Here is a 15,193-nt window from a genome sequence, read left to right as displayed (position 1 = left end):
TGGCCGCGTGACCGACACCGCGGGCCGGCTGCTCTCCCTGTTGTCCCTGCTCCAGCTACCGCGCGAGTGGCCGGGCAGCGAGTTGGCGCGGCGGCTGGAGGTCAGCCCGCGCACGATCCGCCGCGACGTCGACCGGCTGCGCGAGCTCGGCTACCCGGTGGAGGCGTCGATGGGCGCCGAGGGCGGTTACCGGCTGGTCGCGGGCGCGGCCATGCCGCCGTTGCTGCTGGACGACGAGGAGGCCGTGGCCATCGCGGTCGGGTTGCGCACGGCGGCGCGGCAGACCGTGGCCGGCATCGAGGAGGCGTCGGTGCGGGCCTTGGCGAAGCTGGAGCAGGTGCTGCCGGCCCGGCTGCGGCGGCGGGTGGGCGCGCTGGGCGCGGCGACGTTGCCGGTGGTGCTGGGAGCCGACGGGGTCACCGTGGACCCCGGGCACCTGACCGTGCTGGCGTCCGCCATCGCGAACCGGGAACGGCTGCGGTTCCGGTACGCGGCGGCGGACGGCGCGGAGAGCGGGCGGCACGTCGAGCCGCTGCACCTGGTGCCGTCCGGGCGGCGCTGGTACCTGGTGGCGTTCGACCCGGACCGCGACGACTGGCGGTTCTTCCGGGTCGACCGGATGACCTCGCCGGCGCCCACCGGGGCGCGGTTCGCGCCGCGCGCGCTGCCCTCCGACGACCCGGCGGCCTACCTGGCGGAGCACATGCTCAGCCGAGCGCCCACCTACCGGCTCGTCGCGACGGTCCACCTGCCCGCCGGGGACGTGCGGGCCCGGTTCCCGGGCGTGGCCGTCGAGGTCGTCGACGAGCGGACCTGCGTGATCAGGGACCTCACCGACACCGTCGAGTACCTGGCGTTCCACCTGGTGCAGCTGGGCGGCGAGTTCCAGGTGCACGAGCCGCCCGAGCTGGTCCGGCACCTGCGCGAGCTGCGCGACCGGATCGGCCGGGCGGTCAGTTCAGGCTGAGGATGCTCGCGTTCAACGCGGTCGCGAAGCCCACCCAGGCCAGGTACGGCACGAGCAGCACCGCGGCGAGCCGGTGCCTGCGGCCGAACACGACGATCAGCGCGACGATCGAGACGAGCAGCGCGATGATGTCGGCCAGCGCCAGGCCGTAGCGCCCGGCGGCGAAGAACAACGGCGTCCAGGCGGCGTTGAGGACCAGTTGGACGGCGAACAGGACGAGTTCCCGGCTCGCGCCGTGCCGCTTCCAGAACAGCCAGCCGGACAGCGCGATCATCACGTACAGCGCCGTCCACACCGGGCCGAACAGCCAGGACGGCGGCGCCCACGACGGCGTGCGCAGCGCCTCGTACTCCGCCGAGGAGGAGACCGCCGCCAGGGAGCCGATGACGGCGGTCGCGGCGACGGCGGCGGCGAACACCGCCAGTCCGGCCAGGGGTCGTCGTACCGACAGGTGTGCCATGTGCCAAGGCTAGGAAGGGCGGGCGCGGTCCGCATGACGGATCGCGGCCCGGGTCGGCCTCGCCGGGCCGCGAGGGCGGGGCGCCGGTGCTCAGTCGGCCGCCTCGGCCGCCTGCCGGCAGGCGGCGACGAGCTGCGGCCACCGGCCCGCCCGGTCCCGGTTGATGGACAGCGGCGACGGGTGGGGCGCGTTGAACACCTTCAGCTTGTGGCCGCGGCCGGACAGCGTCCAGCCGGTGCCGGCGGGCCTGCCCAGCACGACGACCGCCTTGAGCGCGGTCAGCATCCGCAGCAGCTCCACCAGGTACGGCACCGCCGCGCGCAGGTCGGCGGGCGACGGCTCGCGGTTGGCGAGGTACCAGGGCACCACGTTCCAGCTCAGGCTCACCCGCCGGGACAGGCCCGCTTCGGCCATCGCGGCGAACACGTTGGCGGCGGTCGGGTCGTCGTTGTCCGGCGAGTTGAGGCCCGAGCCCGACGACGCGGACCCGGGCGACTCCAGCAGCAGCAGGACCTTGGCGTTCACGCCGCCGCTCGCCGGGTCGAACAGCGGCACGTCGGCCTTGCGCTCGGTGGCGATGCGCTGCGCGAACTCCGTCAACTTCGCCAGGTGGGGCGCTTTGAGCAGAGCCATCTTCCGAGCGACGACCACGGGGTTCCGGTGTGCCCTCGGGGTGGAGGGGAAGACGTCCATGGGCGCTAGCGTTCCCGTCTTGATCAGGCACTACCATCCGCCGTCCGGGCGGCGCACCGGGAGGATCGCGCCGGCGTCAGGCGAAGTGGGTGCGGGGCCGCTCCTCCAGCACGCCGTCGACGTAGGTGTCGACCTTCTCGTTGTAGAACGCGACCAGGCCCGTGACCTGCCGGCTCTCCGGCAGCGGGTTGCGGTAGCCCCAGACGACGTTCTCGTGCGTCTGCTCGCCGACCACCACCGACCAGTACTCGGCGGTCCCCTTGTACGGGCAGCTGGTCCGCAGGTCCGTCGGCCGCAGCAGGTCCAGCCGGACGTCGGTCATCGGCAGGTAGTAGCGGGCGGGCAGCCCGGTCTCGAACAGGATCACCGGCCGGTGCGAGTTCGCGACCTCGACGCCGCCGACCTCCACCCGGATGTGCCTGCTGCTGGGCAGCGCGTCGACCCTGGTGTACGGGTCGCGCGGGTGGACGTAGACCGGCTCGTCCTCCTCGAACCACTCGTCCATCGCGTCCCAGTCCAGCCGGACCAGGTCGCGCAGCGCCTCCAGCGGCGAGTCCGGGTACCGCAGCCCCGCGCCCGCCGCCGACGCCGAGCCGGTCTTCACGTCGAGCAGCTCGCCGTTGCCCCGGCTGGGCGAGCGCTTCACCTCGCCCGTGGGCGCCAGGTCGGCCCGCACGTCCTCCGCCGGGAAGTAGTACGTGGGGTAGTACGGCTTCTCCCACACCAGCACCGGTCGTGTGGTGTCCACGACCAGTTCGCCCGCCAGGTAGGCCCGGACCCGCTTGGTCCCGGTCTCCACCCGCACGCGTCCGCGTTCCGCAGCACTCATGATTCCGAAAGTACGCCCGAGCGCGGCACGCCGGGAGGCGACCCGTTTCTCCGGTGTTGCCGAACGTCCCGCGGTGTCGCCCGACCCGGGCCGTGGACCCGGCGCGACCGCCGAACCCGTTGCGCCGGGCGGCCGAGCGCCGGTTCGCCCGCTCGCCGGCGGTGCGGCCGGCTAGGCTCGGCCGGTGATCGAGGTGGTCGACAACGGGTCGGCGCCGCGTCTGGTCGTCTTCGACCTGGACGGGACGCTCTACCCGCGCGAGCTGTACACCGGGCTGGTGCTGGACGTGATCGGCGCGATGCTCGTGGAGCTGCGGGGCGAGCCGCCCGACCGCGCCGCGCGCGAGGTGGCGGAGCTGCGCGAGCTGATGCGCACCGACTGGTCGCGCACCTCGGCCACCGCGTTCGTCCTCGCCCACGGCGTCGGCGTGGACCAGTGGCGCGAGTACCGCGACGCGCACCTGTCGATCGCGGACGGCGTCCGGCCCGACGAGCGGGTGGTGCGCGAGCTGGCGCGGCTGCGCGCGGTGGTGCCCATCGCGTTGCTCACCAACAACACCAGCGGTGCGGCGGAGGCGATCCTCGACCGGATCGGTGTCGGCGCGCGCGGCTTCACCGCCGTGGTGAGCGCGGACGACGTGGGAGGCAGGCCGAAGCCCGACCCCGGCGCGTTCCGCGTGGTGCTGGAGCGGTTCGGCGTCGACGCCCGCCACGCGTGGGGCGTGGGCGACCGCCACGACATCGACATCAAGCCGCTGCGCGAGCTGGGCGGGGCGGGGATCGCGGTCGACGGACCGGCCGACCTGCCGGCGGCGGTCGACCACCTCGTCGGGCTCCTCTCCTCGGGGTGAGTCCTAAGGCGACACCGCCCCCAGTCGCGAGGTCTGCTCGGCGCGGGCCGCGGCGATCGACGCCGCCAGGTCACGGGTCTCCGGGTCCGCGCCGCTGTCCTGCTCGCCGCGGGCCAGCAGCGCCGACTGATCCAGGTGCTCGCGCAGCTTCGCGGGCAGGCCGGTCGGGTCCAGGCGCAGGCCCGCCAGGTCCACCTCCGACACCAGGCCGGGCATCTGGTGCCCGGCGTGCGGGTTCTCGTCCGACAGCCCGGCCCGCGCGCGCAACCGCTTGAGCTGGACCAGTTCCTCCTCGTGCGACACCTTCAGCTCCGCCGCGAGCGGCGCGAGCCCGGGTGGCGCGAGGGCGAGCGCGGGCAGCAGCTGCTCGTTCATCGGGATCATCAGCTGGATCCACGCGGTGTCGGTGGCGTTGAACGGGGACGCCTCCGCCGGTGGCGCCGGGGTCGGAGCCGGCGCGCACGCGGCCAGGATCAGCAGCGCGGCACCCCAGAGCGCCCGAAGGCGCCCCGGGGTGGACGGGATCGTCGTCACCGCGGCAGCCGGTAGTCCGGCCCGAGGGCGGCGCCCCGTTGCGGCTTGTACTGGTCGTACCCGCGCGGGTCGCACTGCAGGCCGCCGTTGACGCAGTGGCTGACCAACGCCTGCAACGTGGGCGCGTCCCACGCGTTCATGAAGTCGTAGTGCCAGGTGTAGCCGCGCCCGCTGGCCAGCCGCACGCGCGACATGTCGCCCGACACCGGGAACGCGATCTTGAACTCCAGCATCGGCACGGGCACCGGGTGCGTGGACGGGCACACCAGCGTCGCCCGGTCCGGGTACGCCATGTGCGACTTGTGGTCCGCCGAGTCGAGGTCGCGCCCGTTCCAGCAGCTCGGCGCCTGGTAGCGGACGTTGAGCTGGGTGCCCGGCGGGCAGTAGGACGGGAAGTCCCAGTTGTGGGAGCTGTTGCCGCACTCCCAGCCCTCGACCGCGCCGGGCGCGGTGCGGAACTGGTCCTGCGTCGCGGTGGGGCTGCCCACCACGAACCGGATCCCGGCCGGGAACGACCGGACCTCCTGGTACTTCAGGATGCCGGACTTGTAGTAGATGACCTGCGGGAAGTCGGGCACGATCAGCTGGTCGCCGTTGTAGAGCGACGGGAACCAGTACGCCGACTTGTCGTCCGGGGTCTTGCAGTTGGTCTGCCCGGTCTTCAGCGACGCGTTGGTGCTGCTCGCGTTGGTGGAGTTGTTGCCCAGGAACGTGTGCATGTGCGACGCGCCGGGCAACCCGGGGAAGACGATCGGGTCGTCCGGCCGGTGCACCGTGACCGAGCAGTTGGCCTGGAACTCGTGGTGCGTGACCAGCTCATCGGCCTGGGCCGGTTGGGTGACGACCGCCAGGACGCTCGTCAGTAGGCCGACCGCAGCGGTCGCGGCCAGCGCGCGGAGTTTTCGGGACACCTTTGTCCTCCTGCCGACGTGGGGAACGTGGCTGGGAGAGCGCTCTCCCAAATGAGGTTGCCCGCCCGTGACCGAGGTGTCAAGAGGACGGTCATTGACAGATCCGTAGTCGGTTCGTAACACTTCGAGCCGGGTTGAGAGAGCGCTCTCCCGCACCTCGATCCGACAATCCCGGCAGGAGACGCCATGTACCGCCTCCGATCCGCCAGCAGAGTGCTCGTCACGCTGCTGGGGTCCGCGCTGCTCGTGGGACTCGCAGTCGTCCCCGGCACCGCGAACGCCGCACCCGTGCTGCTCTCCCAGGGCAAGCCGGCCACGGCGTCCTCGACCGAAGGCGCGGGCACGCCCGCGTCGGCGGCCGTGGACGGCAACGCCGGCACCCGGTGGGCCAGCGCGTGGAGCGACCCGCAGTGGCTGCGGGTGGACCTCGGCGCCACCTCGACCCTCAGCCGCGTCGAGCTGGACTGGGAGGCCGCGTACGCGACCTCGTTCCAGGTCCAGGTCTCCGACGACGGCGCCACCTGGACCCCGGTCCACACCACGACCGCCGGCACCGGCGGCAAGCAGGGCTTCACCGTCACCGGCTCCGGCCGGTACGTCCGCGTGCACGGCACCCAGCGCGCCAACGGCTACGGCTACTCGCTGTGGGAGTTCCGCGTCTACGGCACCCAGGGCGACACTCCCCCGCCCGGCACGGGCGTGCACGTCACCGGCTCCCAGGGCAACTGGCAGCTCATGGTGGACGGCCGGCCGTGGACGGTGAAGGGCCTCACCTGGGGCCCGCCGGCGGCGGACGCGGCCCGGTACATGCCGGAGCTGAAGTCCATGGGCGTCAACACGTTGCGCACCTGGGGCACCGACGCCACCACCAAGCCGCTGCTGGACGCCTCGGCGGCCAACGGCATCAAGGTGATGGCCGGGTTCTGGTTGCAGCCGGGCGGCGGCCCCGGCTCGGGCGGCTGCGTCAACTACGTCACCGACGCCACCTACAAGAACGACATGATGACCACGATCAAGCAGTGGGTCACCACCTACAAGGACCACCCCGGCGTGCTCATGTGGAACGTCGGCAACGAGTCCATCCTCGGCCTGCAGAACTGCTACTCCGGCGCCGAGCTGGAGAATCAGCGCGTCGCGTACGCCAAGTACGTCAACGAGGCCGCGCGCGCCATCCACGCCATCGACACCAACCACCCGGTCACCAACACCGACGCGTGGACCGGCGCCTGGACCTACCTCAAGGCGCACGCGCCCGACCTCGACCTGTACTCGGTGAACTCCTACGGCAACGTGTGCCAGGTCCGGCAGGACTGGGTCAACGGCGGCCACACCAAGCCCTACATCCTCACCGAGGCCGGTCCGGCCGGCGAGTGGGAGGTGCCCAACGACGTCAACGGCGTGCCGAGCGAGCCGACGGACGTGCAGAAGCGGGACGGCTACACGCGGGCGTGGGAGTGCATCACCGGCCACACCGGCGTGTCGTTCGGCGGCACGTTGTTCCACTACGGCACGGAGTACGACTTCGGCGCGGTGTGGTTCAACCTGACCCCGGCGGGCAAGAAGCGGCTCTCGTTCTACGCGGTGCAGCGGGCGTTCGGCGGCGCGACGCCCGCCAACACCCCGCCGGTGATCAGCGCGATGAACCTGCCCACCAGCGTCGCGGCGGGCGCGCAGCTGAGCATCGACGTGGCCGCGAGCGACCCGAACGGCGACGCGATCGCCTGGTCGGCGGCGTTCAACAGCAAGTACATCGACAACAGCGGCGGCCTGGGCTTCACGCCCGTGCAGGTCAACGGCAACCGGCTCACCGTCACCGCGCCCGACCGGCTCGGGGTGTGGAAGGTGTACGTGATGGCCGAGGACGGCCGGGGCAACATCGGCATCGAGACGAAGTCGGTGCGGGTCGTCGCGCCGCAGCCGGCGGGCGTGAACGTGGCCCGGGGCAAGGCGACCACGGCCTCGTCCTACCAGCAGGTGGGCGACGGCGCGCCGTTCCCGCCCTCGAACGCGGTGGACGGCAACGCGGGCACCCGCTGGGCCACCGACTGGTCCGACCCGCAGTGGCTGCGGGTCGACCTGGGCGCGGTGACCACGTTCCAGCACGTGCAGCTGGTGTGGGAGGGCGCGTACGGCCGGGCGTACGAGATCCAGGTGTCCGACGACGGCACGACCTGGCGCTCGGTGTACGGCACCACGACCGGCAACGGGGGCGTCGACTCGATCGACGTCACCGCGACCGGCCGGTACGTGCGGCTGCACGCCACGCAGCGCGGCACCGGGTGGGGTTACTCGCTCTACGAGCTCGGCGTCTACCGGCGCTGACGGGGAAGGGCGGAGGGCCGGCGGGAGCACGTCCCCCGGCCCTTCCGCCGTCGGCTCGTGCGCCGACACCCGCCGGCAAGGCCACGGGGTCGAAGCGGGCACGCTCCCCTCCCCCTCAGCCGACAAGCCGCACACCGGCACCGGCGCGGACGTACAGACAGACGCAGACGGGCAAGACCGAAGGGCCGGAGGGCTCACGTCCCCCGGCCCTTCGGCCGTCGCGCCACCGGGTGCGGCCACTCCGGCGACGGTGCGCGGCCGAAGGGCGTGCCGCGGGAGTCCCGCCGCACGCCCCCCCCAGCCGCCCGATCAGCTGCCGCGGACGCGGCGAATCGTGTCCCGGTACCACAGCGCGCTGCTCTTCAGGGTGCGGACCTGGGTGTCGTAGTCCACGTGCACCAGGCCGAACCGCTTGTCGTAGCCGTAGGACCACTCGAAGTTGTCCATCAGGGACCACGCGAAGTAGCCGCGCACGTCCGCGCCCGCCGTCCGCGCCTTGGCCACGGCCGCGATGTGCGAGTCCAGGTACGCGGTGCGGTCGTCGTCCCGGACGAACCCGGACTCGCCGGCCTCGTCGTCGAACGCCGCGCCGTTCTCCGTGATGACCATCGGCACGCCGGGGTAGTCCTCGCCGATCTGCACCAGCAGGTTGGTGAAGCCCTCGGGGACGATCTCCCAGTCCATCGCGGTGACCGGGCGGCCGTAGCGGACCTCCCGGCAGACCGGCACGCCGTCGGCGTCCTCGGTGTTGCCCGCCTCGTCCACGCCGGAGAACTTGGAGCTGGAGTAGTAGTTCACGCCCAGCACGTCGATCGGCTGCTTGATGATCTCCAGGTCGCCCGGCTCCACGGGGATCTCCACCCCGCGCGCGGACAGGTCCGCCACCACGTCGGCCGGGTACTCGCCGCGCACCAGCGGGTCGAGGTAGATCCGGCGGGACAGGCCGTCCGCCCGGCGGGCCGCGTCGTGGTCGGCCGCGCTGTCGGTGGCGGGGCTGGCGTGGCTCATGTTCAGCGTGATGCCGAACTCCATGGGCTCCCCGGCCGCCTCGCGCATCCGCTGCGTGGCCAGGCCGTGGCCGAGCAGCAGGTGGTGCACGGCGTGGATGGCGGCGCCGAAGTCCTGCCTGCCGGGCGCCTGGCGGCCCTCGTAGTAGCCGAGCATCGCCGAGCACCACGGCTCGTTGAGCGTGGTCCAGTTGCGCACCCGGTCCGACAGCGCGTCGAACACGAGCATCGAGTAGTCGGCGAACCGGTAGGCGGTGTCGCGGACCGGCCAGCCGCCCGCGTCCTCCAGCTCCTGCGGCAGGTCCCAGTGGTAGAGCGTGACCCACGGGTCGATGCCCTTGGCCAGCAGCTCGTCCACCAGCCGGTCGTAGAACGCCATGCCGGGCGCGTTGACCGGGCCCTTGCCGCCCGGCTGCACGCGCGGCCAGGCGACGGAGAACCGGTAGGTGTCCACGCCGAGGGAGCCGATCAGCGCGACGTCCTCGGGCATCCGGTGGTAGTGGTCGCACGCGACGTCGCCGTTGTCGCCGTTGTGCACCATGCCGGGCGTGCGGCAGTAGGTGTCCCAGATGGACGGTCCGCGACCGTCCTCCTCATGAGCTCCCTCGATCTGGTACGCGGAAGTCGCCACGCCCCAGCGGAACGAGGCGGGCAGGGTGTCGATCGCGGGGTCGAGCCCGACGGTCGACGCCGTGGTGTCGGTTGAACTCTCCACTTGGGGAAACTCCTCTGGAGGTCGGAACCCGTTGTCGTGAACGGGATCACAGCCCGTGGTCGTGAACGGGGTGCAGCCAGCAGGCCACGGTGCGGTCGGCGGGCCCCTCGTGGGTCGTGTGGTTCTTCTCGGGGGGAACGCCGAGCACCGGGACCTCCACACCGCAACGCTCCATTGCGTGCGGACAACGTGGGTGGAACGCGCAGCCCGCGGGCATGGCGCGCAGGTCGGGCGGTGAGCCGGGGATGCCGGTCAGCTCGCGCTTCGGCCCGCGCAGCGCGGGGAACGAGTTGAGCAGGCCGTGGCTGTAGGGGTGCAGCGGGTCCCGGTAGAGGTCGGCCGAGGCCGCCTCCTCCACGATCCGGCCGCCGTACATGATCGCGATCCGGTCGGAGAACTCGACCAGCAGCGACAGGTCGTGGGTGATGAAGACGACCGAGAACCCGAGGCGCTCGCGCAGCTCGACGAGCTGGCGCAGGATCTGCCGCTGCACCACCACGTCCAGCGCGGTGGTCGGCTCGTCCATGATGACGACCTTCGGCTCCAGCGCCAGCGCCATGCCGATCATCACGCGCTGCCGCATGCCGCCGGAGAGCTGGTGCGGGTAGCTGTCCAGCCGGTCGGCGGAGATGCCGACCAGGTGCAGCAGCTCGCGGGCCCGGGCCAGCCGGGACGCGCTGCTGCCGCGCGGGTCGTGCGCCTTGATCACGTCGGTGAGCTGGGTGGAGATCCGGTGCACCGGGTTGAGCGAGTTCATCGCGCCCTGGAAGACGATCGCCGTCTCCGCCCACCGGAACCTGCGCAGCTCCGGGTGGGTCATCCGGAGCACGTCCACCGGGTCGCCGCCGTCGGGGTGGTACCGCACCTCGCCGCCGGTGATCACGCCCGGCGGCGGGAGGAGCCTGGTGAGGCCGTAGGCCAGGGTGGACTTGCCGCTGCCGCTCTCGCCCGCGAGGCCGAGGACTTCGCCCCGGTGCAGCGTGAGGTCCACGTCGCGGATGGCGTGCACGGCCTCGTCGCCGAGCCCGTAGTCCACGTTCAGGCCGCGGATCTCCAGCACCGCGTCGGTCACGGCGTCTCCCTTCCCTCGGACCGGGCCTTCGTCGCGAGCACCGGCGTGAAGCCGACGCGCATCCGGACCGTGTGGCCGTCGGCGGTCTTGACGTTGGTCTTGCCGCCGCCGCGCAGCCGCGGGCTGACGAACTCGTCGATGCCGAAGTTCACCAGCGACAGCGCGGTGCCCAGCAGCGCGATGGCCAGGCCCGCGGGGACGAACCACCACCACGCGCCCTGCGCGAGGGCCTGCTGGCTCTGCGCCCAGTACAGGACCGTGCCCCAGTTCCAGTCGCCGCCCGCGCCGATGCCGATGAACGCCAGCGTGATCTCCAGGGTCACCGCGAAGATGACCGTGCCGACGAAGCCGGAGGCGATGACCGCGGTGAGGTTCGGCAGGATCTCGAACAGGATGATCCGCGACGACTTCTCGCCGGTCGCCCGCGCGGCCTCCACGTAGTCGCGCCCGCGCAACGACAGCGTTTGCGCGCGCAGCACCCGGGCGCCCCAGGCCCACGACGTGAGGCCGATGACCAGGGCGATGGTGAGCGTGCCGGTCTCCGGCAGGGTCGACGTGATGATGATCATCAGTGGCAGCGCCGGGAGCACCAGGAACACGTTCGACAGCGCGGAGAGCACCTCGCTGCCCGCGCCGGCCAGGTAACCGGACGTGACGCCGACCAGGATCGACAGGATCGTGGCCACGATGCCCGCGACGAACCCGACGACCATGACGCTGCGCGTGCCGACCAGGACCTGGCTGAAGATGTCCTGGCCGAGGTGGGTGGTGCCGAACCAGTGCGCGGCCGACGGCCCTTGGAGCAGGTCGTTGCTGCGCCCCGACGGGTCGTACGGCGCGATCCACGGCCCGATGACCGCGACCAGGGCGAAGAAGCCCAGGATGACCAGGCCGACGGTGGCCTTGGGGTTGGCCACGAACCGCAGCCTGCGGCGCTTCACCGGCGCCGCGACCGGGGTGGCGGTCCCGGTGGTGGGTACCACGGTCACGGCTCAGCCCTCCCGTCGGGTGCGCGGGTCGAGCGCGAGGTAGGCCACGTCGGCGAGGAAGTTCGCCAGCAGCACGGACAGCGTGATGATCAGGAAGATCCCCTGCATGAGCGGGTAGTCCTTGGCGCCGACGGCCTGGAACAGCTGCAAGCCGAGACCCGGGTAGGAGAACACGATCTCCACCAGCAGCGTGCCGCCGACGATGAAGCCGAGCGACAGCGCGAAACCGGAGACGTTGGGCAGCAGCGCGTTGCGCGCCGCGTAGGACACCATCACGCGCCGGTCGGACAGGCCCTTGGCGTGCGCGACGGTCACGTAGTCCTCGGAGGCCACCGTCACCATCATGTTGCGCATGGACAGGATCCAGCCCGCCATGGACGAGATCAGGATGGTGAACGCGGGCAGGATGCCGTGCCGCAGCACGCTGCCGATGAACTGCAGGTCCGGGTTGGGCACCAGGCCGTTGTCGTAGGCGCCGGAGGCCGGGAAGAAGCTGTCCGGGCCGGTCAGCAGCGCGATGGCGATCAGGCCGAGCCAGAAGTACGGGATGGACGACACGAACGTGGTCACCGGGATGAGCGCGTCGGCCCAGGAGCCGCGCCGCCAGCCGATGCCCGTGCCCAGGGCCGTGCCGATGAGGAACCCCAGGACGGTGGTGATGCCGACCAGGCCCAGCGTCCACGGCAGGCCGTCGCCGAGCACCTGCGACACCGGTGACGGGAAGTAGGTGAACGACAGGCCGAGGTCGCCGCTGAGCAGCTGGCCCAGGTAGCTGAAGTACTGCTCCACCAGGCTCGCGTCCTTGTCGAGCCCGAACAGCACGTACAGCGACTGCACGGCCTCGCTGGTCATCTGGCCGCGCGACCGGGTGATCAGCGCCTGCACCGGGTCGCCGGGGATGACGCGCGGGATGAAGAAGTTGATGGTGATCGCGGCCCACGCGGTGAACAGGTAGAACGCGATCCGCTTGAGGAGGTAGCTCACGACACCTCCTCGACCGGGCGCAGCTTCGCCTTGTCCTCGTCCGACAGGCCGGCGTCGTAGAGCCAGCACGCCGCGAAGTGCCCGTCGCCGTCGCCGATGGCGAACCGCGGCGGCACCTTCCGCGCGCAGACCTCCATCGCGTACGGGCACCGCGGGTTGAACCGGCAGCCCGTCGGCGGGTTGATCAGCGACGGCGGCTCGCCCGTGCCGCCGTCCTTCTCCTGAGCGGCGGGCCGGTCGGGGTCCGGCGCGGAGTCGATCAGGAGTTGGGTGTACGGGTGCGCGGGCCGTTGGGTGACGGTCTCGCTGTCGCCGCCCTCGACCACCCGCCCGGCGTACATCACGAACGTCTCGTCGGCGAAGTAGCGGGCCGACGCGATGTCGTGGGTGATGTAGAGGATCGCGAGGTGCAGGCGTTCCTTGAGGTCGCGCAACAGGTTCAGCACGCCGAGCCGGATGGAGACGTCCAGCATCGACACGGGCTCGTCGGCCAGCAGCACCTCGGGGTCGGCGCCGAGGGCGCGCGCGATGGCCACGCGCTGGCGCTGGCCGCCGGACAGCTCGTGCGGGAACTTGTCCACGTACCGCTCGGGCGGGGTGAGCTGCACGCGGGTGAGCAGGTGGGCCAGCGCCTCCTCCAGCTCCTGCGGCGTCTTGCCCGCGTTGCCGTGGATCTTCAGCGCGCGGGTGAGGTGGTAGCGCACGGTGTGCACGGGGTTCAGCGAGGCGAACGGGTCCTGGAAGATCATCTGGACGCGCTTGCTGTACGCCCGGAAGCGCCTGCCGCCCTTGGCGTCGACCGGCTCGCCGCGCAGCCGGATCGAGCCGGCGGTCTGGGGGTAGAGCTGCGCCAGCAGGCGGGCCACCGTCGACTTGCCCGAACCGGACTCGCCGACCAGCGCGGTGACCCGGCCGCGGTGCAGCCTGAGCGTCACGTCCTCGACCGCGCGCACCGAGCGCGCGGTCCGGGACAGCAGCTCTCGCCCGCGCTTGCGGACCGGGAAGTGCTTGGTCAGGCCATCGGCCTCCAGGACCACTTCAGTGGTCCCGGAGGCCGACGGTGGAGTGCTCGTCGTCATGCGGCCGGCTTCAGGTGCAGGACGACGTCGAGCGCGTTCTCCAGCGTGGGCTGCAGCGGCGCGTACTGGTTGGACTCGTCGGGCCAGCCCACCCAGTTCTTCGTGCTGTACTGGCCGCCCGCGTTGGCCGCGGAGGTGATGGCGACCGGCATGTCGCGCACGTGGATCTGCTGGATCTTGTGCAGCGCCGCGGTGCGCGCCGCGTCGTCGGCGGCGTTGGCGTACTCGTTGAGCAGCGCGGTCGCCTCGGGGTTCTCGTAACGGCCGTAGTTGCCGTTGATGCCGCCCTCGCCGATCGGCTTGTACAGCGCGCCGTTCATGATGTTCTCGTAGATGTCGTACGGCGTCGGACCGTTGTTGGTCCAGTGCAGCGCGGCCTGGAAGTCACCGGTGTCCAGCGCCTTGCTCCACGCGTCGGCGTTCGGCAGGTCGACGGTCGCCTCGATGCCGATCTTGGACACGTTGTCCTTGATGATCTCGAGGTTCGTCACGTAGTCCGACCAGCCGGACGGCACGGTCATCTTCAACGTGACGGGCTTGCCCGTCGGGTCCACCAGCTTCTCGCCCTGGAACGTGAAGCCGGCCGCGGCCAGTTCCTTCTTCGCGCCGTCGACGTCGACGTTGACGATCTTGCTCTTGAACTCCGGCGCGATGTAGGAGTCGCCGGCGGGCGTCGGGATGCCGGTGATGTTGTCGACCTTCGGGTAGAAGTACCCGGCCTCGCCCTGGGTGAAGATGTCGTCGCGGTTGATCACCATGTTGACCGCGCGGCGCAGCGCGGCGTTGTCCCACGGCGCGACCTTGGTGTTGAACCACAGGCCGTGGATGCCGAGCACCGGCGGGAAGTAGAGCTTGTAGTGCTCCGGGTCCTTCGAGGTGTAGACGGCCTCGTAGTTCGGGATGAACACGAAGCTCCACTCGGCCGCGCCGGTGGCCAGCGCGGTGGTCTGCGCGTTGTTGTCGCTGTAGGAGGTGTAGCGGACCTCCTTGACCTTCGGCAGTTCCTGCCAGTACGAGTCGCGCACGGTCAGCGTGACGGTCTGCGGCGTGAACGTCTTGAGCGTGTACGGGCCGCTGCCGACGGGGTTCTTGAGCGTGTCCGTGCTCGGGTTCTCGATCGTCGACCAGATGTGCTTGGGCACGATCAGCTGCTCGAGGATCTTCTTCTGGTTGACGAACTGCGACCTCGGGAAGCCGACCTCGACCTTGCTGCCCGACGCGGTGATCGTGTCGTAGGGCACGGAGTCGACGTTCAGGCCGGGGTTCTTCTTCAGCAGCTCGAAGGTGAACGCCACGTCCTCGGCGGTCAGCGGCTTGCCGTCCGACCACGTCGCGCCGTCGCGGATGGTCAGGCTCAATTTGTGGAAGTTGTCCGACCACTCCCACTCCGTCGCCAGCCACGGCTTGGCCTTGTCCGCCGGCTTGGTCTCGTTGACCATGGCCAGCGGCTCGAAGAGCAGCCGGCGGTAGCCGAGCGAGCTGGCCGCGGACGTGTTCAGGAACGGGTTGTTGTTCTCGGTCTGCGGACCGTTCGGCATGCCGACGTTCAGCACGCCTTCGTTCGTGCTGTTCGCGCCGGGGTTCGAGGTCGAACAGGCTGCCGAGAACAGCAGTGCTGCCGCGACGGCGAGGGCGGACGTTCGCCTGAGTCGCATGGGTTCTCCTTGTCGGGCGGGGGAAGGGCGAGCGCTCGGGAGTGCGGGCCGCGGGTGCCATCGCGGCTGGGACGCCGGGGGGCGTCCTCGTGTCGTTGCAGACTCAACCCCGGTGAGCCAAGTCAC

14 protein-coding genes are annotated in these 15,193 nt (G+C 71.3%); 3 read left to right on the top strand and 11 right to left on the bottom strand.

What is annotated here, in order from left to right:
* The first annotated feature begins 7 nt into the window (after positions 1-7).
* Positions 8-967, top strand: coding sequence for a helix-turn-helix transcriptional regulator (locus IOD16_RS08160; protein ID WP_201439539.1), 960 nt, complete (start codon positions 8-10; stop codon positions 965-967).
* Here the strand turns inward: IOD16_RS08160 and IOD16_RS08155 are convergent.
* From IOD16_RS08155 to IOD16_RS08145, 3 genes are all read right to left on the bottom strand, one after another.
* Positions 954-1,427, bottom strand: coding sequence for a TspO/MBR family protein (locus IOD16_RS08155; protein ID WP_201439538.1), 474 nt, complete (start codon positions 1,425-1,427; stop codon positions 954-956). The two genes, IOD16_RS08160 and IOD16_RS08155, sit on opposite strands and share 14 nt — an antisense overlap.
* A 90-nt stretch (positions 1,428-1,517) precedes the next feature.
* The gene (locus IOD16_RS08150) at positions 1,518-2,060 is read right to left on the bottom strand and encodes a uracil-DNA glycosylase (RefSeq protein ID WP_170185026.1); all 543 of its coding nucleotides are present in this window, start codon (positions 2,058-2,060) and stop codon (positions 1,518-1,520) included.
* A 136-nt stretch (positions 2,061-2,196) separates the two neighbouring features.
* On the bottom strand, positions 2,197-2,949 hold the full coding sequence (locus IOD16_RS08145; RefSeq protein ID WP_123742811.1) for a DUF427 domain-containing protein: 753 nt from the start codon (positions 2,947-2,949) through the stop codon (positions 2,197-2,199).
* A 184-nt stretch (positions 2,950-3,133) separates the two neighbouring features.
* Between IOD16_RS08145 and IOD16_RS08140 the strand changes: the two genes are divergently transcribed.
* Complete coding sequence (locus IOD16_RS08140; RefSeq protein ID WP_201439537.1) at positions 3,134-3,799, top strand: HAD family hydrolase; 666 nt, start codon at positions 3,134-3,136, stop codon at positions 3,797-3,799.
* A gap of 3 nt (positions 3,800-3,802) precedes the next feature.
* Here the strand turns inward: IOD16_RS08140 and IOD16_RS08135 are convergent, their stop codons facing one another.
* The gene (locus IOD16_RS08135; protein ID WP_201439536.1) at positions 3,803-4,333 is read right to left on the bottom strand and encodes a DUF305 domain-containing protein; all 531 of its coding nucleotides are present in this window, start codon (positions 4,331-4,333) and stop codon (positions 3,803-3,805) included.
* Complete coding sequence (locus tag IOD16_RS08130) at positions 4,330-5,244, bottom strand: DUF1996 domain-containing protein (RefSeq protein WP_123742814.1); 915 nt, start codon at positions 5,242-5,244, stop codon at positions 4,330-4,332. The genes IOD16_RS08135 and IOD16_RS08130 overlap by 4 nt, the downstream gene beginning before the upstream one ends.
* 186 nt (positions 5,245-5,430) lie before the next feature.
* Here IOD16_RS08130 and IOD16_RS08125 point away from each other — a divergent pair, with 186 nt between their 5' ends.
* Positions 5,431-7,566 carry a discoidin domain-containing protein gene (locus tag IOD16_RS08125; protein WP_201439535.1) on the top strand — a complete coding sequence of 712 codons (2,136 nt, stop codon included), beginning with the start codon at positions 5,431-5,433 and terminating at the stop codon, positions 7,564-7,566.
* Positions 7,567-7,875: 309 nt separating this feature from the next.
* On the opposite strand, the gene IOD16_RS08120 is transcribed toward IOD16_RS08125, so the two are convergent.
* From IOD16_RS08120 to IOD16_RS08095, 6 genes are read right to left on the bottom strand one after another with little or no spacing between them, the layout of a single operon-like run.
* Positions 7,876-9,288, bottom strand: a complete 1,413-nt coding sequence (locus IOD16_RS08120; RefSeq protein WP_236594822.1) for a GH1 family beta-glucosidase — start codon at positions 9,286-9,288, stop codon at positions 7,876-7,878.
* A 46-nt stretch (positions 9,289-9,334) separates the two neighbouring features.
* Positions 9,335-10,360, bottom strand: a complete 1,026-nt coding sequence (locus tag IOD16_RS08115) for an ABC transporter ATP-binding protein (protein ID WP_201439534.1) — start codon at positions 10,358-10,360, stop codon at positions 9,335-9,337.
* Positions 10,357-11,349, bottom strand: coding sequence for an ABC transporter permease (locus IOD16_RS08110; RefSeq protein WP_123742818.1), 993 nt, complete (start codon positions 11,347-11,349; stop codon positions 10,357-10,359). The genes IOD16_RS08115 and IOD16_RS08110 overlap by 4 nt, the downstream gene beginning before the upstream one ends.
* Before the next feature lie 3 nt (positions 11,350-11,352).
* A complete protein-coding gene (locus tag IOD16_RS08105) occupies positions 11,353-12,333 on the bottom strand; it encodes an ABC transporter permease (RefSeq protein WP_201439533.1) in 981 nt (326 codons plus the stop codon).
* Entirely contained in the window at positions 12,330-13,412 is a 1,083-nt protein-coding gene (locus IOD16_RS41400; protein ID WP_201439532.1) for an ABC transporter ATP-binding protein, read from the bottom strand. Before IOD16_RS41400 ends, IOD16_RS08105 begins: the two co-directional genes overlap by 4 nt.
* Entirely contained in the window at positions 13,409-15,067 is a 1,659-nt protein-coding gene (locus IOD16_RS08095; protein ID WP_123742821.1) for an ABC transporter substrate-binding protein, read from the bottom strand. The genes IOD16_RS41400 and IOD16_RS08095 overlap by 4 nt, the downstream gene beginning before the upstream one ends.
* Positions 15,068-15,193 lie beyond the last annotated feature (126 nt).

The sequence above is a fragment of the Saccharothrix sp. 6-C genome (assembly GCF_016695385.1).
In the GTDB taxonomy this organism is placed as follows: Bacteria; Actinomycetota; Actinomycetes; order Mycobacteriales; family Pseudonocardiaceae; genus Actinosynnema; species Actinosynnema texasense.
This window is presented reverse-complemented; position numbering and strand designations above follow the sequence as displayed.